At 73.0% G+C, this 17,585-nt stretch carries 19 protein-coding genes; 10 read left to right on the top strand and 9 right to left on the bottom strand.

Going from position 1 to position 17,585, the window contains the following annotated elements; genetic code table 11:
- Positions 1–8 precede the first annotated feature (8 nt).
- Entirely contained in the window at positions 9–779 is a 771-nt protein-coding gene (locus ACIPN7_RS22305; protein ID WP_400547433.1) for an AAA family ATPase, read from the bottom strand.
- 446 nt (positions 780–1,225) lie between these two features.
- Between ACIPN7_RS22305 and ACIPN7_RS22310 the strand changes: the two genes are divergently transcribed.
- Positions 1,226–2,488 (top strand): hypothetical protein, encoded by a 1,263-nt coding sequence (locus ACIPN7_RS22310; protein ID WP_400547436.1) that lies wholly within the window; start codon positions 1,226–1,228, stop codon positions 2,486–2,488.
- Here ACIPN7_RS22310 and ACIPN7_RS22315 read toward each other — a convergent pair.
- Positions 2,478–3,428 (bottom strand): aminoglycoside phosphotransferase family protein, encoded by a 951-nt coding sequence (locus ACIPN7_RS22315; protein WP_400547439.1) that lies wholly within the window; start codon positions 3,426–3,428, stop codon positions 2,478–2,480. The two genes, ACIPN7_RS22310 and ACIPN7_RS22315, sit on opposite strands and share 11 nt — an antisense overlap.
- 111 nt (positions 3,429–3,539) lie before the next feature.
- On the opposite strand from ACIPN7_RS22315, the gene ACIPN7_RS22320 reads away from it, so the two are divergent.
- From ACIPN7_RS22320 to ACIPN7_RS22330, 3 genes are all read left to right on the top strand, one after another.
- Positions 3,540–4,004 carry a helix-turn-helix transcriptional regulator gene (locus tag ACIPN7_RS22320; protein ID WP_400547442.1) on the top strand — a complete coding sequence of 155 codons (465 nt, stop codon included), beginning with the start codon at positions 3,540–3,542 and terminating at the stop codon, positions 4,002–4,004.
- 5 nt (positions 4,005–4,009) lie between these two features.
- A complete protein-coding gene (locus ACIPN7_RS22325) occupies positions 4,010–4,441 on the top strand; it encodes a VOC family protein (protein WP_400547445.1) in 432 nt (143 codons plus the stop codon).
- Positions 4,442–4,609: 168 nt separating this feature from the next.
- A complete protein-coding gene (locus ACIPN7_RS22330; RefSeq protein ID WP_400547448.1) occupies positions 4,610–7,078 on the top strand; it encodes an ATP-binding cassette domain-containing protein in 2,469 nt (822 codons plus the stop codon).
- Positions 7,079–7,098: 20 nt separating this feature from the next.
- Here ACIPN7_RS22330 and ACIPN7_RS22335 read toward each other — a convergent pair whose 3' ends face one another.
- Positions 7,099–7,785, bottom strand: coding sequence for a response regulator (locus tag ACIPN7_RS22335; protein ID WP_400547451.1), 687 nt, complete (start codon positions 7,783–7,785; stop codon positions 7,099–7,101).
- Between the two features lie 91 nt (positions 7,786–7,876).
- Here ACIPN7_RS22335 and ACIPN7_RS22340 point away from each other — a divergent pair, with 91 nt between their 5' ends.
- A complete protein-coding gene (locus ACIPN7_RS22340; protein ID WP_400547454.1) occupies positions 7,877–9,205 on the top strand; it encodes a sensor histidine kinase in 1,329 nt (442 codons plus the stop codon).
- Positions 9,206–9,267: 62 nt separating this feature from the next.
- Complete coding sequence (locus ACIPN7_RS22345) at positions 9,268–10,350, top strand: fatty acid desaturase family protein (RefSeq protein ID WP_400547457.1); 1,083 nt, start codon at positions 9,268–9,270, stop codon at positions 10,348–10,350.
- A 5-nt stretch (positions 10,351–10,355) separates the two neighbouring features.
- Here the strand turns inward: ACIPN7_RS22345 and ACIPN7_RS22350 are convergent, their stop codons facing one another.
- Both ACIPN7_RS22350 and ACIPN7_RS22355 read right to left on the bottom strand, forming a co-directional pair.
- Positions 10,356–11,225 (bottom strand): NmrA family NAD(P)-binding protein, encoded by an 870-nt coding sequence (locus tag ACIPN7_RS22350; protein WP_400547460.1) that lies wholly within the window; start codon positions 11,223–11,225, stop codon positions 10,356–10,358.
- Between the two features lie 32 nt (positions 11,226–11,257).
- Positions 11,258–12,166 carry an oxidoreductase gene (locus ACIPN7_RS22355; RefSeq protein WP_400547463.1) on the bottom strand — a complete coding sequence of 303 codons (909 nt, stop codon included), beginning with the start codon at positions 12,164–12,166 and terminating at the stop codon, positions 11,258–11,260.
- Between the two features lie 108 nt (positions 12,167–12,274).
- Between ACIPN7_RS22355 and ACIPN7_RS22360 the strand changes: the two genes are divergently transcribed.
- From ACIPN7_RS22360 to ACIPN7_RS22370, 3 genes are all read left to right on the top strand, one after another.
- Positions 12,275–12,934: a DNA-binding response regulator gene (locus tag ACIPN7_RS22360; RefSeq protein WP_400547466.1), complete on the top strand. Its 660-nt coding sequence runs from the start codon at positions 12,275–12,277 to the stop codon at positions 12,932–12,934.
- A 77-nt stretch (positions 12,935–13,011) separates the two neighbouring features.
- Positions 13,012–13,425, top strand: coding sequence for an MmcQ/YjbR family DNA-binding protein (locus ACIPN7_RS22365; protein ID WP_400547469.1), 414 nt, complete (start codon positions 13,012–13,014; stop codon positions 13,423–13,425).
- A 9-nt stretch (positions 13,426–13,434) separates the two neighbouring features.
- Positions 13,435–13,827: a YybH family protein gene (locus ACIPN7_RS22370; protein WP_400547472.1), complete on the top strand. Its 393-nt coding sequence runs from the start codon at positions 13,435–13,437 to the stop codon at positions 13,825–13,827.
- Here the strand turns inward: ACIPN7_RS22370 and ACIPN7_RS22375 are convergent.
- From ACIPN7_RS22375 to ACIPN7_RS22385, 3 genes are all read right to left on the bottom strand, one after another.
- Positions 13,821–14,882 (bottom strand): NAD(P)-dependent oxidoreductase, encoded by a 1,062-nt coding sequence (locus ACIPN7_RS22375; RefSeq protein WP_400547474.1) that lies wholly within the window; start codon positions 14,880–14,882, stop codon positions 13,821–13,823. The two genes, ACIPN7_RS22370 and ACIPN7_RS22375, sit on opposite strands and share 7 nt — an antisense overlap.
- Before the next feature lie 67 nt (positions 14,883–14,949).
- On the bottom strand, positions 14,950–15,159 hold the full coding sequence (locus ACIPN7_RS22380; protein WP_400547477.1) for a GrpB family protein: 210 nt from the start codon (positions 15,157–15,159) through the stop codon (positions 14,950–14,952).
- A gap of 272 nt (positions 15,160–15,431) precedes the next feature.
- Complete coding sequence (locus tag ACIPN7_RS22385) at positions 15,432–15,623, bottom strand: hypothetical protein (protein ID WP_400547480.1); 192 nt, start codon at positions 15,621–15,623, stop codon at positions 15,432–15,434.
- Between the two features lie 152 nt (positions 15,624–15,775).
- On the opposite strand from ACIPN7_RS22385, the gene ACIPN7_RS22390 reads away from it, so the two are divergent.
- Positions 15,776–16,438, top strand: coding sequence for a TOPRIM nucleotidyl transferase/hydrolase domain-containing protein (locus ACIPN7_RS22390; protein ID WP_400547483.1), 663 nt, complete (start codon positions 15,776–15,778; stop codon positions 16,436–16,438).
- A 39-nt stretch (positions 16,439–16,477) separates the two neighbouring features.
- Here the strand turns inward: ACIPN7_RS22390 and ACIPN7_RS22395 are convergent, their stop codons facing one another.
- On the bottom strand, positions 16,478–17,524 hold the full coding sequence (locus ACIPN7_RS22395) for an alcohol dehydrogenase catalytic domain-containing protein (RefSeq protein ID WP_400547486.1): 1,047 nt from the start codon (positions 17,522–17,524) through the stop codon (positions 16,478–16,480).
- Positions 17,525–17,585 lie beyond the last annotated feature (61 nt).

Here is a 17,585-nt window from a genome sequence, read left to right on the forward strand (position 1 = left end):
CTGGTCGGCTACGCCGCGCAGGGGTTGGCGGCCCGGCCGCCGCCGTCCAGAGCCGGCTCCGGGCGGCTCGCCGCCACCACGACCGAACGACGCCGCACCAGGTCACGCACCTGCCCGAACGCGTCGCACCGCTCCATCAGGTGCACCGCGGACCATGGGCCCCGCGGCCCGCCGGCCGCCGCCGCGAGCAGCGAACGCTGCGCCGTCCACCGCTCCCAGTGCCGCACGAACTCGTCCGGCTGCACCACACGGCCCCGGTCGAGCTGCCCGTCCAGCGCCTCCGCCAGCGACACGTCCACCGCCACCAGCACCGGGTCCCACCCGCACAGCCGCGCCAGCAGGCCCAGGAGCTCCCGACGGTGCTCGCGGGTGGCGGTGTCGTGCACCAGCAGGGGCCGGCCGGAACGGGGCCCCGCCAGCAGGTTCAGCACGGTCGCGACGGCGTGCAGGGTGTGCGCCACCCAGCGGTACGCGCCGTACGGCGCCCAGGACGGCAGGCGGGCGGCGATCCGACGCCGGTAGCGGTCGGGGTCGAGCACCACCGCGCGCGGAACGTCCGCGGCGACGTTGGCCAGCAGCGTGCTCTTGCCGGCGCCCGGGACACCGCCCACGACGATCATCAGCGGGCCGGCGGGGTGGTTGGCCGGTTGGACGGCACGGTGGTCGGCACGGTGGTCGGCGACACGGTCAGGTACGGGTTCCGGGGCGCGGCCGCGAGCGCCGTCGGAGGAGTCAGGGGAGTCGGGAACGGGACGCAGGAGTGGGGCGGGTGTTGTCACGTGGTCCTCCATACGTAGGGGGCCGGGTGAGCAGCATCGCGCGAGCCGATCCAGGATCACCGGGAGCGCCCTGAGAGGGTGCTGGACCGGGTTCGCGGACCGGGATGTCGAGCCAGGGAGATTCGGGTGCGCCGACGCACGTCAGGGGTTGGGGAGAGCCCTGGGCCACAGACATCGGACAGTTGCTCATTGCTGCTTCCATAACGTGCGACGAGGCCCGATTTGTTCCCGAGCGGGGGCTCCGACCTGCGGCGTTCCTACGGAGCTGGTGTGGTGTTCCTGCGGTGGACCCCGCCGAGTTCACCCGGTCCCACGGGTCCGCACGGGAGCGGCCCGGGCTAACCTCGGCGGGGAACAGCACCAAGAACACCACCACGAACACCACCACGAACACCGCCGAGAAGACCGCCGACAGGACGACGAAGCCCCGAGGAAGGCGAGCCCGGATGCGACGACGAATCGTGGGCGCCCTGGCAGGAGCACTGGTGCTGGCGGCGGCACCCCTGCCCGCACACGCCGCGCCCGGCGATCCCGCCCCCGGCTGGCCCACGCAGCGTAGCGGCGGCACGTGGTCGGCGGCGGTCTCCCAGTCCGGCCGGGTGCACACGGTCGCGCACCCCGTGCCGGGCGAGGGTCTCGAGACCATCAGCCTGGGCTCGACGTACAACGGGACCTGGCCCGCCCCGACCGAGATCCCCGGGTACGGCGGCAGCGTGAACGCCGGGCCCGGCGCGTACGGGATCGCCGTCTCCTCCGGGCCCGACCCGCTCCTGGTGTCCCGCGAGTTCGTCGGCGGACGGTGGACCGCGCCCGAGACGATCGGCGAGCTCGACCACGCCACCAGCTTCGTCACCAACGCCGACGGCGACGCCGTCGTCGTCTGGCGTGCTCCCGACGGCCTCATGGCGGGCCTCCACCCGCGGGGCGGGACCTGGACGACGCTTCCGGTCACCGGTGTGCCCGAGAACGGGTACTTCGCCGCGACCGTCAACGACGCGTCCAAGGTGACAGTCGTCTGGGCCGAGGCCACCAGCACCACCACCCAGGCCGTCCGGCGCACCGTGCTGCGCCCCGGCGCCACCACCTGGACCGCGCCGCAGACCCTCGGCACCGTCTCGCCCGTCGGCGGGGCGCCGCGCATCGTGACCGACGGCCAGGGCCGCGAGACGATCACCGCGGGCGACAAGCTCTGGCGGCAGCAGACGACGAGCTCCACGCCCGCCTACGCCTTCGCCGTGGGCCGGGACGCCGAGCTCGCCGCGGGCACCACCGACACCCGCGTTGTCTGGCCCTACCGGAACGGTCGCTACCTGTCCGTGCGCACCCGCCACTTCGCGCAGACCTCGACCACGCAGGGCTGGGGCCCCACCACCACCGTATGGGCCAAGACCTTCCCCACCACCGTGCCCGTGCGCTGCCGGGAGCGCATCAACCTCGGCCTCGGCATGGCGCCCGCGGGCCGCTCCTACGTCGCCCTCGGTGTCGTCGCCGACTCCGGCAGCACCGCGTGCAGCAGCAACAAGGCCCGTCTGGTGACCCTCGACCGCACCAGCACGCCCCGGAACGACGTCGCCGTCGGCGGCTACTTCAACGGCACCACGTTCGGCGTCGCGGTCAACGCCCGCGGCCCCGTCGCCGTCAGCCACCAGGCCGACGGCGCGGACAACGGCTGGGGCGACACCAACTACCTCCAGTTCTTCAGCCGCTGACGCGCTCCGCGAGATACCGGGCCGCGAGATACCGGGCCCGCCGCCGGACACGGGCAACCGCGGCCGGACCGTTGTACGCCGCGTACGGCGGCCACTGGAAGACCAGGACGGCCAGCTCCTCCAGGGCCAGCAGTCTCCGGAACTCGGTGCCGTCTCGTGCGCTTCCCGCCCGCGCCCGCTCCACCAGGTACTCCTCCACGAGGACAGCCGGGACACGAGCACCCGAGGGGGTCGCGCGGACACTGAGCAACGCGAGATCCGAGGTCGCCCGCCCGACGCCGGCCGCCTGCCAGTCGCAGAACACCAGGACGTCGTGCCCGCCGGCCGTGCGGTGCACGACGTTCGCGGTGTGACAGTCACCGTGGACGAACACCGGCGGCACCGTGCCGAGGCGGTCACCCAGCGCGGTCCGGTCGGCCAGCAGGTCGTCGAGCCGCGGAAGATGACCCGACCAGAACTCGAGGACCGGACCGAGGTCCGGGACCGCGAGCGCCGACAGCAGGTCGTCCGGGCGTGCCCAGTCGCCCGCCGGTAGAGCCATCCCGTGCAGCCGGGCCAGGTCGCGGCCGAGCGCCCGCCACCGATCCCGGGACCAGGCAGCGGCGTCGCGCTGCTCGCCGGCGTCCTCCAGCAGCAGCGCGACGCCCTCGTCGACGACCAGTGTGTCCAGCAGCGCGGGCGTGAGCACGGGGGCGGCAGGTGCCGCACCGCGGTAGAACCTCAGCTCCCGCTCCGCCTCGGCTCGGGAGCGACCGACGGCGGCCGCGGTGACCTTCAGGTACGCACGCCCACCACCCCTCAGCTCGACACGATGAATCCCCGCGGCCGAACGAGCGTCGGCGGGCGACGCGCCACCGGCCAGCCGCACGTCGAATCTCTCCAGGGCCAGGGCCAGGGCGAACACATCGTGCTGCGACCGATCTCGCGACGGTGGAGGCATCTGGTCAACGTACATTCACCCACTGACACGCCGGTCGCCTCCTGCCGGTCGGCCGCGCCGCGCGAGCAGGACGGCGCGAGCAGGACGGCGCGACATGGCAGCATCACGTGCGTGACGAACAACGCCGACGACACCGAGCACCTGCGCACCCTCGCGCTCCTGCGCCGCGTCCGCGACCGCATGGACCGCGAGTACACCCAGCCCCTGGACGTCGCGGCGCTCGCGGCCGGGGTGCACATGTCGGCCGGGCACCTGTCGCGCCAGTTCAAGGCCGCCTACGGGGAGTCGCCGTACAGCTACCTGATGACCCGGCGGATCGAGCGCGCCATGATGCTCCTGCGCCGGGGCGACCTGAGCGTGACCGAGGTCTGCTTCGCGGTGGGCTGCTCGTCGCTGGGCACGTTCAGCACGCGGTTCACCGAGCTGGTCGGGGTGCCGCCGAGCGTGTATCGCACCGACCCGGTGCTCGCGGGCGCGCAGGTCGACACCGCGGGCCTGCCGGCGTGCATCGCCAAGCAGGTGACCAGGCCCGTCAGGAATCGAGAAGCGCGACCCCCGGGTCCGGACCTAGCGTGATCGTCATGAGCACACAGACGAGCAAGAGCACGGGCCTGACGATCCACCAGACGTTCCTGCCGCACACCGACCCGGAGGCGTCCCTGGCGTTCTACCGGGACGCGCTGGGCTTCGAGGTCTTCCTCGACGTCGGGCGGGGCGACATGCGCTGGATCACGGTCGGCCCGGCCGACCAGCCGGACACGTCGATCGTGCTGACGCCGCCAGGGGCCGACCCGGGCGTCACCGAGGACGAGCGCCGCACGGTCGCCGAGATGATGGCCAAGGGCACGTACGCCGCCGTCATCCTGGGCGCGACCGACCTGGAGGCGACGTTCGAGCGGGTGCAGGCCAGCGGCGCGGAGGTCATGCAGGAGCCGGTCGACCAGCCGTACGGGTTCCGCGACTGCGCGTTCCGCGACCCGGCCGGCAACACCGTCCGCATCAAGCAGCTCTGACCGGGCCGCCGTGTGCGTCCCCGGGCTGGCGGCCTACCTCCGGGCGGCCGAACCCCGCCTTACCGACACCGAGCAAGCTGACACCGAGCTGACTGACACCGGACCGTCCGAGGAAACCCGGCGCGTGCTGGTGTCCGCCTCCGGTACCACCGACACGGAAGGCCGAGCATGAACACGGCGAGCACAGCCACCAGCACCACCGCCCGCACGGCTGCCGGCACGGACGCGCCGCCGTCCGGAACCCACCCGGCGGACAGCCACGACCTGATCCGGGTGCACGGCGCGCGGGAGAACAACCTGCGGGACGTGGACCTGGAGATCCCGAAGCGCCGGCTGACGGTGTTCACCGGGGTCTCGGGCTCGGGCAAGAGCTCGCTGGTGTTCGCGACCATCGCCGCGGAGTCGCAGCGGATGATCAACGAGACGTACAGCGCGTTCGTGCAGGGCCTCATGCCGTCGCTGTCGCGCCCGGACGTGGACCTCCTGGAGGGGCTGACGACGGCGATCGTCGTGGGCCAGGAGCGGCTGGGCGCCAACCCGCGCTCCACGCTCGGTACGGTCACCGACACCAACGCGCTGCTGCGGCTGCTGTTCAGCCGCCTGGGCACGCCGTCGGCCGGCCCTGCGGTCGCGTACTCGTTCAACATCCCGGCCCGCACGGCGAGCGGCGTGATGACGTCGTCCACGGGCGAGAAGCAGATCGTGCGCGAGGCGACGTACCACGGCGGGATGTGCCCGCGCTGCGAGGGCCGGGGCACCGTCTCGGACATCGACCTGAGCGAGCTCGTCGACGAGGACAAGTCGCTCAACGAGGGCGCGATCACGGTGCCCGGGTACAAGGCGGGCGGCTGGTCGGTGCGGTTCTTCACCGAGTCGGGGTACCTCGACGGCGACAAGCCGGTCCGCGACTACACCGAGACCGAGCGGCACGACTTCCTGTACCGCGACGCGACCAAGCGGAAGATCGGCGGCGCCAACCTGACCTACGAGGGCCTGGTGCCCCAGGTGCGGCGCTCGATGCTCGCCAAGGACCGCGACGCCCTGCAGCCGCACCTGCGTGCCTTCGTGGACCGGGCGGTCACGTTCATCACCTGCCCCGACTGCGGCGGCACCCGCCTGGCTGCGGCCGCCCTGGCGTCGAAGATCAACGGCGTCAACATCGCCGACGCGTGCGCCATGCAGATCGGCGACCTCGCCGACTGGGTGCGCGGCCTGGACGAGCCGTCCGTGGCCCCGCTGCTGGCCAACCTGCAGCACCTGCTGGACAAGTTCACCGAGATCGGCCTGGGCTACCTGTCCCTGGACCGGCCCTCGGGCACGCTGTCCGGCGGCGAGGCGCAGCGCACCAAGCTGATCAGCCACCTCGGCTCGGCGCTCACGGACATCACCTACGTGTTCGACGAGCCGACCATCGGCCTGCACCCGCACGACATCCAGCGGATGAACGACCTGCTGCTCCAGCTGCGGGACAAGGGCAACACCGTGCTGGTCGTGGAGCACAAGCCGGAGACGATCGCGATCGCCGACCACGTCGTCGACCTCGGCCCGGGCGCCGGCAGCGCGGGCGGCACCGTGTGCTTCCAGGGCACGGTCGACGAGCTGCGCTCCAGCGGCACGCTGACCGGCCGGCACCTGGCGGACCGGGCTTCCCTGAAGGAGTCCCCGCGGGCCGCCACGGGCGCCCTGGAGATCCGCGGCGCGAGCACGCACAACCTGCGCGACGTCGACGTCGACGTGCCGACGGGCGTGCTGTGCGTCGTGACCGGCGTCGCGGGATCGGGCAAGAGCTCCCTGATCCACGGCAGCCTCGCGGGCCGCGACGGCGTCGTCGTGGTGGACCAGTCCGCGATCAAGGGCTCACGCCGCTCCAACCCCGCCACCTACACCGGGCTGCTGGAGCCGGTCCGCAAGGCGTTCGCCAAGGCCAACGGCGTCAAGCCCGCGCTGTTCAGCGCCAACTCCGAGGGCGCGTGCCCCACCTGCAACGGCGCCGGCGTGGTCTACACGCAGCTCGGCTTCATGGACACCGTGGCCACCACGTGCGAGGAGTGCGAGGGCAAGCGGTTCCAGGCAGCGGTGCTGGAGTACAAGCTCGGCGGTTCCGGCGACGGCGCAGCCGAGGGCGGGAAGGACATCGCCGAGGTGCTGGCGATGTCGGTGGCCGAGGCCGAGGAGTTCTTCTCCGCCGGCGAGGCCCGCACGCCCGCCGCGCACAAGATCCTGGCGCGCCTGGCCGACGTCGGCCTCGGGTACCTCAAGATCGGCCAGCCCCTGACCACGCTGTCCGGCGGCGAGCGCCAGCGCCTCAAGCTCGCCACCTACCTGGGCGAGGACGGCGGCGTGTACGTCCTGGACGAGCCGACGGCGGGCCTGCACCTGGCCGACGTCGCCAACCTCCTGGCCCTGCTGGACCGCCTCGTGGAGTCCGGCAAGTCGGTGGTGGTGATCGAGCACCACCAGGCCGTCATGGCGCACGCCGACTGGATCATCGACCTCGGCCCCGGGGCCGGGCACGACGGCGGCCGCGTCGTCTTCGAGGGCACGCCCGCCGACCTGGTGGCCCGGGCCGTCGCGGGCGAGCCGACCCTGACCGGGGAGCACCTGGCCCGTTACGTCGGGGCGGACGGCGCTCGCTGACCCATGTCGGACATCCCGGGTCAGCGGCCGGGCCGGACCAGCCCGGACTCGTAGGCGCTGACGACCATCTGGGTGCGGTCGCGCAGGCCGAGCTTGTTCAGGATGCGTGAGACGTGCGTCTTGACGGTCTGCTCGGCCAGGTGCAGGTCGGTGGCGATCTCGGCGTTGGACCGTCCTGCGGCGACGGCCTTCATGACGTCGATCTCGCGGTCGGTGAGCCCGGCGAGGCTGACGTCGGCCGAGGCGGGCGCGGCCGGGCGCGCGGCGTAGTCGGCGATGAGAGCGCGGGTGACGCGCGGGGACAGGAGCGCGTCGCCGGCCGCGACGATCCGGACGGCGTGGGTGAGCTCCTCGGGCGGGGAGTCCTTGAGCAGGAACCCGCTGGCGCCGGCGCGCAGGGCGGAGAAGACGTACTCGTCGGCGTCGAAGGTGGTCAGCATGATCACCTTGGGCGGGGTGCCGGGCAGGCCCATGACGGTGCGGGCGGCGTCCAGGCCGTTGACCTTGGGCATGCGGATGTCCATCAGCACGACGTCGGGCTGCACGCGGCGCACGACCTCGGCGATGCCGGCGCCGTCGTCGCTGGTGCCGACCACCGTGATGCCCTCGTGCGCGTTCAGGAGGGCCTCGAACCCCGCGCGGATCATCGACTGGTCGTCGACGATCAGGACGCGGATGTCGTGGGCGACGTCGGCAGGCGCTGGCATGGGGACAACCTAACGGAGAGACGAAAGTATGACGGTGGGTCGCTCGTTCGGGGGACGCGCCCTGCTCGGGTGACGGCATAGCCTGCGCTTGATGGATCTCCCACCCCAGACGCGGCGACGTCGGCTGCGCTCCCTGACCCGGCTCGACGTCAGCGCGGTCTCGATCGCGCGCCGCGAGGTCGTGTGGCTGTGGTCGCTGGTCTCCGTCGCGGCCGTCACGCTGGTCGCCGTCGGCTGGCCGGTCACCGCCTCCGGCTACGACACCCACCCCGCCGCCGCGATGGCGTTCACGCTGGTCAACTGCGCCGCCACGATCCTGGCGATGCGCTGGCCGTGGGCGGGGCTGAGCGCCTCGATCGCGGGGTCCGCCGCCCTGACGGTCGTCACCGCGGGGGCCCCGCCCGAGTGGCCCTGGCCCTGGCCGGTCACGGTGCTGCTGGCGCACTGCCTGACGGTGTTCGTGCTGGCACTGCGCCACTCCTGGTACTGGGCGGCGTCCCTCTGGCTGGCCGGCGCGATGCTGACCGTGCTGGCGCCCGCCGCGCTGAGTGACGGAGGACACCCGGCCGCGTTCGCCAACGGCGTCGTGCTGGTCTCCCTCAGCGGCGGCTTCGCCCTGTTCGGTGTGCTGGTGCGCCTGTGGAGCCTGAGCGTGCTGCGCATGGAGCAGGCCGAGCGGCTCAGCGCCACCGAGAAGGGCCGCCGCCGTGAGCTCGAGGAGCGCAACCGGATCGCCCGTGAGCTGCACGACGTCGTCGCGCACAGCATGTCGGTCATCACCGTCCAGGCCTCCACGGCGCGCTACCGCCAGCCCGGCCTGGACGATGCGGTGCAGCGCGAGTTCGAGGAGATCGCCGCCTCCTCCCGGCGCGCCCTGGGGGAGATGCGCGGCCTGCTGGGCATCCTGCGCGGCCACGACACCGCGCCCACCGCGTCGCTGCCCACCCTGTCCGACGTGACCGGGCTCATCGAGTCCACCCGCGCGTCCGGTGTTGCGATCACCTACCGGGAGGCGCACCCGGGCGACGGCGTCGAGGGTGCCGCCGGTGCCGCCGGTGCCGCCGGTGCCGCCGGTGCCGCGAGCGCCGACCGGGACGAGAGCGAGGCCGTGCCCGAGGTGGTGGGCCTGACCGCGTTCCGCGTGGTCCAGGAGGCCCTGAGCAACGCCCTGCGGCACGCTCCCGGGTCCGCGATCACGGTGGCCGTCACGGACGACGGGCACGAGCTGCGCGTTGCCGTGACGAACACCCCGCCCGACCGCGACGACGAGCCCACCCCCGGCGCCCGCCTGGGCCTGGCCGGCATCCGTGAGCGCGTCGCGGCGCTCGGCGGCACCGTCAGCGCGGGCTCCACGCCCGACGGCGGCTTCGAGCTCACCGCGACCCTGCCCGTCGAGGACCCGGACCCGGTACCTGCGTAGGGGGTGAGGTTGGCTCCTGCGGGGGACGCGCCACCCGCAGCCGGGTTCCTAGGTTGACGCCCATGACGACCGAAGCCCCGCCCCGCCCGGCCCGCCAACGACGCACGGCCCGCAACGCGCAGACCAACGACTACTTCGAGCTCGTCGAACGCGCCAACGCCGCGGGCCTGATGGGCCGTCGCGTCGGCTGGTACGTCGGCCGCACCCTCGCCTTCACGGGGGCCCTCGCCGTCGCGTTCGTGCTGCTGCTCACCCTGGGCGACACGTGGTGGCAGCTCGCCGTGGCGGCGCTGTTCGGCGTCGTGTTCACCCAGGGTGCCTTCCTCGCCCACGACGGCGGCCACCAGCAGATCTTCAGCTCCGGGCGGCACAACGAGTGGTTCTCCCGGATCATCGGCAACCTCGGCGTGGGGCTGAGCATCGGCTGGTGGAACCGCAAGCACAACAAGCACCACGGCAACCCCAACGTGATCGGCAAGGACGGCGACATCGCCACGGGGGCGCTCGTGTTCGTACCGGGGGAGGAGGCCGGGCGCACCGGGTTCCTCGGCTGGGTCACCCGGCGGCAGGGCTGGCTGTTCTTCCCGATGCTGGCGCTGTTCGGTCCGGTGCTCCACGCGAACTCGGTCCAGACGCTCGCCACGACCCCGGCGATCAAGCACCGCGCGGCCGAGAGCGTGCTCCTGGGCATCCGGCTCATCGGGTTCCCCACCCTTGTGCTGCTCACCCTCGGCCCGGTGCTCGGCACGGCGTTCATGCTGGTGCAGCTCGCCACCTTCGGCGTGTACATGGGCGCCACGTTCGCCCCCAACCACAAGGGCATGCCGCTGCTGCCCAAGGACCTCGAGATCGACTTCCTGCGCCGCCAGGTCCTCACTTCGCGCAACATCCGCGGCGGACGGTTCGTCGCGTGGGCCATGGGCGGCCTGAACTACCAGGTCGAGCACCACGTCTTCCCGCGGATGCCCAGCGTCAACCTCCGCCAGGTCCGCCCCATCGTGCAGGAGTTCTGCGCCGAGCGCGGCATCCCCTACACCGAGACCGGGCTGTTCGAGTCGTACGGGATCATCGTCGAGTACCTCAACCGCGTCGGACTGGGCCACGCCGACCCGATGGACTGCCCGATCGTCGCGCAGTACCGCTAGCCGGCTCAGGCGGTCGCGCGGACGACGACGTCCAGCGACGCCGGGGCCCGGCCCGTCAGCCGCAGCACCTCCTGCGACGCCTCGCTCCAGCGGTCCTCACGGATCGAGGCGAACATGCTGCAGTACGCGTACGTCCACCACGGGTCCTCGCCGGCCCTGGCCAGCTCCTCGGCCAGGGCCGGCGGTGGCACGTCGGTGTACCGCACCGGCCGCCCCGCGATCCCGCTCAGCACCTGGGCCACGGTCTCGAGGGTCGACGACGCCGGCCCGGTCAGGTCGTGGTGCCGACCGCTCGGCGGCAGCAGCGCCAGCGCCGCCAGGCACCGTCCGACGTCCGACCGCGAGACCAGCGACACCCGGCCCTCCCCGGCGGGGACCCGCAGCTCACCCGAGACCAGCGCCGGACGCAGGAACGCCGCGAAGAACTCCGTGAACAGCGACGCGCGAGCGAACGAGAACGGCAGCCCGCTGCCCTCCAGCAGCCGCTCCGTCCACCCGTTGGTGAACGCGTAGCAGAACGGCGACGCCACATCCGCGTCCACCCCGCTCAGGTACACCACGTGCCCCACCCCGGCGTCGACCGCGGCCCGCACCACGTTCTGGTGCTGCACCAGCATCCGCGCCGCCTCACCGTCACCCGAGACGAACACCAGCACGTCGACTCCGCCCAGCGCCGCCACCAGCGACCCCGGCTCGTCGTAGTCCGCACGTACCGCAGTCACCACGCCCGACCGCCGCACCCGCTCGGTCAACCTCGCCGGCACAGCCTCCGGACGACGCGCCAGCGCCACGACATCGTGCCCGGCGCTCGCGGCCAGGAGATGGACGACCTGACTGCCGAGCGTGCCGGTCGAGCCGGTGACCGCGATCCTCACGGCGGTCAGGTTACCCGCCTCCAGGTACCGGACTAGGCGATCCCGTCCAGCACCGCCAGCTCCTCCTCGGTGAGCCGCAGGGCGCTCGCGGCGACGTTCTCCTCCAGGTGCGCCACGCTGCCCGTGCCGGGGATCGCCAGGACGTGCGGCCCGCGGTGCAGGGTCCAGGCCAGCCGCACCTGCGCCGGTGTGGCGTCGTGCGCCGCGGCGATCGCGGCGACCTCCGCCTGCCCGGTGTCGTCGGCGCCGCCGGCGGGGGACGCACCGGGCACGGCCGCACCCACGGCGAAGAACGGCACGAACGCGATGCCGCGCTCGCCGCACAGGGTGACCAGGTCGTCGTCCTCCCGGTACGTGAGGCCGTACTGGTTCTGCACGCACACCACGGGCGCGATGGTCAGCGCCTCGGCGAGCTGCTCGGCCAGGACGTTGGAGACGCCGAGGTGCCGCACCAGGCCGGCGTCCCGCAGCTCGGCGAGGGCACCGAAGTGCTCGGCGACCGACTCGGCCGCACGTCCCTCGCCCGCCATGCGGGTGCCCCAGCGCAGGTTGACGACGTCGAGGTGGTCCCGGCCCAGCTGGCGCAGGTTCTCCTCGACCTGGGCGCGGAACTGGTCGGGACGCGCCATCGGCTCCATCTGCCCGTCCCGCGACCGGGCCGGGCCCACCTTCGTGGTGATCACCAGGTCGTCGGCGTAGGGCTGCAGGGCGGTGCTGATCAGCTCGTTGGCCGAGCGGGTGGGGGTGAAGTAGAACGCGGCGGTGTCGATGTGGTTCACGCCGAGCTCGACGGCCCGGCGCAGCACGGCGAGCGCCGAACCGCGCTCACGGGGCTTCTCGTCCCATGGCATGCCCATCAGCCGCATGGCGCCGAGCCCGATGCGGTTGACCGTGCGGTCGCCGAGCTGCCAGGTGGTGGGCGTGATCATTTCTGTCGTCATGAAGCCAGCCTCGCGCCGCGCCCGCCCGATCCGGCGGTGATGGCAGGTTGTTGCCGCCTCCGGGGCCGCGCCTGGTGCCGCCCCTCGCCGCAGGGCATGATCGATGGCATGCAGACGGGCGAGATGGTCACCATCGTGCACGGGGAGCGCGAGCTGATGGAGCGCACCGCGCACCTGATGACCTCCGCCACCGACGTCGCCTGCGCCGCCAACGACCTCGCCACCTGGGCCAGCGCGCAGGCGTCCGGCGAGCTCGTCGAGGCGATCCGGACCCGCCGCCCTGGCGACGTCCGCATCCGCAAGGTCTACCGCTCCGCCCTGCTGCTGGACCCCGTCGCCGCCCAGGGCCTGGCCCGGGACCGCGACCGGCACGGCGCACAGATCCGCATCACGAGCGACGAGATCAACGAGACGATCATCCTCGACCGCCGCCTGGTCATCCTCGCCGGCGACGTCCGCGCCGGGCAGCGCAGCTACAGCGTCATCACCCAGCGCGAGACCGTCCAGGGCGTCACATCCCTGTTCGAGGCCGCCTGGCGATCCGCCACCGACCTGGACGTCTACGACAACCGGATCGCCGAGATCCGCCAGCTCGCACCGCAGGTCCTCGACCTGCTCAGCCAGGGGACCAAGGACGAGACCGCCGCCCGCACCCTCGGCCTGGGCGTACGCACCTACCGCCGCCGCGTCGCCGAGCTCATGGCCGCCCTGGGCGCCGAGTCACGGTTCCAGGCCGGCGTACGGGCACGGGAGCTCGGGCTCGTCTGACAGGGGAGCGGGGGAGCGGCCCCCGGCCGCCCCCGGTCAGCCGGGCCGTGTCAGTGGCGGGTGCAAGACTCACGCACGTGACCGAACGCGCACCCGTCCCCGTCGACGTCGTCCAGCGGCTCGCCGCGATCCTCGAACGCCTGCCCGAGTGCCGCGAGCACGACGCCTGGACGGGCGTCGCCTGGAAGACCCGGGACGCCACCGTCGCCCACGTGTTCGGCGGCGAGGACGGCCTGGTCCGGATCACCTTCCGCGCCGACCCCGACGAGGTCGCGGCCTTCCAGCACCTCGGCACGCAGTACTTCAAGGCCGACTGGGGGACCAACGTCGTCGGCCTGATCCTGGACCAGCACACCGACTGGGACGAGCTCACCGAGCTGCTCACCGACTCCTACTGCATCCAGGCCCCGCAGCACCTCGCCGACCAGATCGACCGACCCCAACCCACCACCCCGGACGCACCCCAGGCCTCGACGGCACCCGCTGAGTAACCTCGGAAGATGACCCAGCGCACCACCGTCGAGACCTGGATCCGCGACTACGAACGCCTCTGGCGCACGGCCGGCACCGACGGCCTCACCGAGCTCTTCACCCCGGACGCCACCTACCAGCCCTCACCCTGGGCACCACCTGTCGTCGGGCTCCCGGCGCTCGCGGAGTTCTGGGAGAGCCACCGCGACGGGCCGGACGAGCAGTTCACGCTGACGGCGCAGGTGCTCGCCGTCGACGGGCCGACCGCCGTGGTCCGGGTGAACGTGGAGTACCTGGAGCCGGGGGACCGGTGGCGGGACCTGTGGATCCTGGAGCTCGACGACGACGGCCGGTGCAGCGCGTTCGAGGAATGGCCGTTCGCGCCCGGCCAGGACGGCCAGGACGGTCAGGACGGTCAGTAGCCGCGTTCCCGGGCGACGGCCGACGCCGGACGAGCCCCCGCCCGGATCGCCGTCAGCGCCGCGTCGAGGCCGGCCACGACGTCGGACGGCAGGGTGAGCCCGGAGACGTGCGGCGTGATCGTGACGTCGGGCCGCCGCCACAGGGGCGACGACGGCTCCAGCGGCTCCCGCTCGACGACGTCCAGCGTGGCGTGCCGCAGCCGGCCTGTGTCGAGAGCGTCCAGCAGCGTGGCGGTCCGGACCGCCGACCCGCGGCCGATGTTGACCAGGTGCACCCGCTCGAAGGCCCGCAGCAGCGCGGGCGTGACCAGCCCGTCGGTCCGCGGGGTGTGGGGGAGTGCGAGCACGAGGACGTCGGCACGTGCGGCATCGAACACCTGTGCGGTAGCGCCTGGAGCGCCAGGTACCGGAGCCCCAGGTGCCGCGTGTTCCGCCGTCGCGGCTCGTGCTGTCGCGGCTCGTGCTGTCGCGCCGAACGCGTCGGCGAGGGGGAGTACGGCGTCGAAGGCGTCGTCGGGGCGGCCGGTCCGGCTCAGGCCGACGACGCGGTACCCGAGAGTCGCCAGGGTTCGGGCGATCGCCGTGCCGATGGCACCGGTGCCCACGACGGCGGCCTCGCGACGGTCGGGGGACGCGGGCGGGTTCGACGCGTCCCAGGTCGCCGTCGTCGACTGCGCGAGGTACCGGGCCACGTGCCAGCGCTCCGCGAGCACCCAGGTCAGCACGTACTCGGCGATCCGCCCGGGCATCGTGCCGGTGGTGCGGGTCAGGACGACGCCGTCCGGCAGGGCCGGTGCCAGGTGCTCGACGCCGGCGAAGGGGGAGTGGACCCAGGCGGCGCGCACCGCCTGCGTCGGATCCGTCGTGATCGCGACCGTCGCGTCCCCGTCGGTGACCTCCAGCCCGTTCGAGCGCGCCCATCCCGCGAGCGCGTCATGCCAGCCCGGGTCGACGTCGGCACCGAGGCGCACGGTGGGACGACGGCGGAGCGTGTCGGCCAGGTCAGGGACGGCGGGTTCCGGAACGGCCGGTCGGGCGGCGGGGCGAGAGGTCACGCGGTGATTCTGCCGGTACGGACGTGCCGAGGTCCGGCACAGGGGCGTCTTGCGGACGAGGGCTTCGTTATGTCAGAAGGTCACGCGTGCGAGCTCCCTCGGCGTCGCCGGGTTCCGGGGCGTGCACCCAGCCGATCCTGAGCAGCTCCGGGAGCACCGGAGCGAAGGCCTCGTGGTCGTCGACGACGGCGAGCATGTCGACGATGGGCTTGGCCGGGAGCCCGGGCACCGACGAGGACCCGATGTGCTCGACGGGTGCGGCCAGACGGCCGACCAACACACGCTCCGGCTGAGACCAGAGCCTTTCGCACTAGATCCGATAATGCACATTATGTCATTACGGCGGGAAGACGGCCCTGAGGACGGGTCCCCCGTACGCGGTGCATCGAGGGGTGACCAGCCGAACGCGGCCACCAGACGTGGACCAGGCCCTGAGCCGACCGCCGGGCAGCCCGCGGGCAGCCACCCCCTTTTGAGGCCCGACTTTCTCCGCTTTGAGGCCTGTCAAAGCGGAGAAAGTCGGGCCTCAAAGGTGATCGGACGACGGGATCACCTGAGGTCGCTGATCCTCGGGTCGACGATCAGCAGGTCGCCGATCATCGAGTTGCGGATCGTCGGGTCGACGATCCGCAGGTCGCTTGTCGTCGAGCCCCCTTGAGCGCCGCGGCGGTGGATCTGCGCACTGCCTGCGGCTCGGCCGCCTGTGCCGCCCCGTTCCTCGGCCCACTCAAGCTGCCCCACCCCCACCGGCACTCGCCACGCGCCACCCAAGGAACTTAAAGCAGTGTGTATAGCGCAACACAACTGTCTTCCGACATCAAACAAGATCATCACGGTAGCAGGACCGATTTTCTGCGGCGCCGCCCCGCACCGGGGGCATACGCTCCGAGACGATGAACCTCGCCGGGATACTCGCCGCCTCCACGAGCACCGCCGTCCTCGTGGAGGGCGAGAGCGACCGCGTCGCCGTCGAGGCCCTCGCCGCACGGCTGGGCCTCCCTCTCCCCGCACTCGGTGTGCAGGTCGTCGCCATGGGCGGGATCACCAACATCGGCCACCACCTCGTCGCCCTGTCCGGTGAGCGCCCAGCTCGCAAACAGTCGTCCGGCCCGTCGTCCGGCCAGGCAGCCGGCTGGCCGAGCATCAGCCCACCCGACGCAGGCCGCGCCTTCCGCGTGGGCGGCCTGTACGACGCCGCCGAGGAACGCTTCGTGATCAAGGGACTGGACCGCGTCGGGCTCCGCCCGGAGGCCGCCACCACTCCCCTGTCCGAGCACGGCTTCTTCCGGTGCGACCGGGACCTCGAGGACGAGCTCATGCGGGCCGTCGGCACCGACGGGTTCCTGGCCCTGATCGAGGCGGAGGGCGAGCGGCGCAGCTTCGAGCGGCTGCGAGGCCAGCCCGCGCAGCGCGAGCGCACCACCACCCAGCAGCTGCACCGGTTCATCGGCTCCAAGGGGGGCCGCAAGGAACGTTACGGGCGGCGCCTCGCCGAGACGCTCCCCCTGGACCGGGTACCGGCCCCGCTCGACGCGCTGCTGCGCTGGGCCACCTGAGCTGGAGCCCCGCAGCCGGACGAGCCGCGAACGCCCCCGTCACGCCCGCCGGGGGTCGAGCACCACCATCCCGGCGCGGGGCGCGGAGTCCATCGTCGGCACGAGCGCAGCCGCCTCGGCCAGGCCAACCACGCGGTCGAGCAGGTCCTGGGGCCGTAGTGCGCCGGAGGCGACGAGGTCGAGCATCTCCGGGTAGTCGACGGCGGCCATGCCGTGGCTGCCGAGCACGTCGAGCTCCCAGCCGATCACGCGGCCCATCGGTACGCGTGGGCCGCCGTCGACGGGCGGGAAGAGCCCGATCTGGACGTGTCGGCCGCGTCGGCGCAGGCTCAGGACCGCGTCGGCGCACGTCTGCTCGCTCCCGACGGCGTCGACGGCTACGTGGGCGCCGCCGTCGGTCATCTGGTGGACGACGGTGGGGACGTCGCGGCCGTCGGCCAGCACGGTGTGTTCGGCGCCGGCACGGCGGGCGGCGTCGAGGGCCCCTGGGGAGCGGTCGACGGCGACGACGTGCGCCCCGCGGGCCACGGCGATCATGACGGCGCTGAGCCCGACGCCGCCCGCGCCGACGACCACCACCCACTCCCCTGCCTGGACCTGCGCGCGGCCGGCCACGGCCCGGTAGGCGGTGGCGAACCGGCAGCCGAGGCTCGCGGCCGCCTCGAAGGTGACGTCCTCGGGGATGGCGACGAGGTTGGCGTCGGCCGCGTTGAGCGCGACGAGCTCGGCGTACGAACCCCAGTGCGTGAAGCCGGGCTGGGTCTGGTCGGGGCAGACCTGGGCCTGGCCGGTGCGGCACCACTCGCAGGTGCCGCAGCCGCTGACGAACGGCACGGTGACGTGGTCGCCCTCGCGCCACCGGGTGACGCCGGCGCCCACCTGGGCGACGGTGCCCGCGAGCTCGTGCCCGGGCACGTGCGGCAGGGCGGGGATGTCGGGGTCGTGCCCGGCCCAGGCGTGCCAGTCGCTCAGGCACAGCCCGGTGGCGTGCACGCGGACGACGACCCCGCCGTCGGGGGCCGTCACGTCGGGGACCTCCCGGACGGAGGTGGGGCCCTGGAACTCGTCGAAGAGGATCGCTCGCACGAGCGGATTCAACCACGCGCCACCGACACCCGATCCGCGCCGCTCACGCTCCCGCCGGCCC

The sequence above is a fragment of the Promicromonospora sp. NPDC090134 genome, from assembly GCF_044746965.1.
Lineage (GTDB): Bacteria > Actinomycetota > Actinomycetes > Actinomycetales > Cellulomonadaceae > Promicromonospora.

Bases quoted from the DNA above. Each gene is read 5' to 3' on its own strand.
- ACIPN7_RS22310 (WP_400547436.1), top strand. From the start codon at position 1,226: ATGCGACGACGAATCGTGGGCGCCCTGGCAGGAGCACTGGTGCTGGCG.
- ACIPN7_RS22330 (WP_400547448.1), top strand. From the start codon at position 4,610: ATGAACACGGCGAGCACAGCCACCAGCACCACCGCCCGCACGGCTGCC.
- ACIPN7_RS22360 (WP_400547466.1), top strand. From the start codon at position 12,275: ATGCAGACGGGCGAGATGGTCACCATCGTGCACGGGGAGCGCGAGCTG.
- ACIPN7_RS22315 (WP_400547439.1), bottom strand. From the start codon at position 3,428: ATGCCTCCACCGTCGCGAGATCGGTCGCAGCACGATGTGTTCGCCCTG.
- ACIPN7_RS22355 (WP_400547463.1), bottom strand. From the start codon at position 12,166: ATGACGACAGAAATGATCACGCCCACCACCTGGCAGCTCGGCGACCGC.
- ACIPN7_RS22390 (WP_400547483.1), top strand. From the start codon at position 15,776: ATGAACCTCGCCGGGATACTCGCCGCCTCCACGAGCACCGCCGTCCTC.
- ACIPN7_RS22335 (WP_400547451.1), bottom strand. From the start codon at position 7,785: ATGCCAGCGCCTGCCGACGTCGCCCACGACATCCGCGTCCTGATCGTC.
- ACIPN7_RS22340 (WP_400547454.1), top strand. From the start codon at position 7,877: ATGGATCTCCCACCCCAGACGCGGCGACGTCGGCTGCGCTCCCTGACC.
- ACIPN7_RS22325 (WP_400547445.1), top strand. From the start codon at position 4,010: ATGAGCACACAGACGAGCAAGAGCACGGGCCTGACGATCCACCAGACG.
- ACIPN7_RS22370 (WP_400547472.1), top strand. From the start codon at position 13,435: ATGACCCAGCGCACCACCGTCGAGACCTGGATCCGCGACTACGAACGC.
- ACIPN7_RS22345 (WP_400547457.1), top strand. From the start codon at position 9,268: ATGACGACCGAAGCCCCGCCCCGCCCGGCCCGCCAACGACGCACGGCC.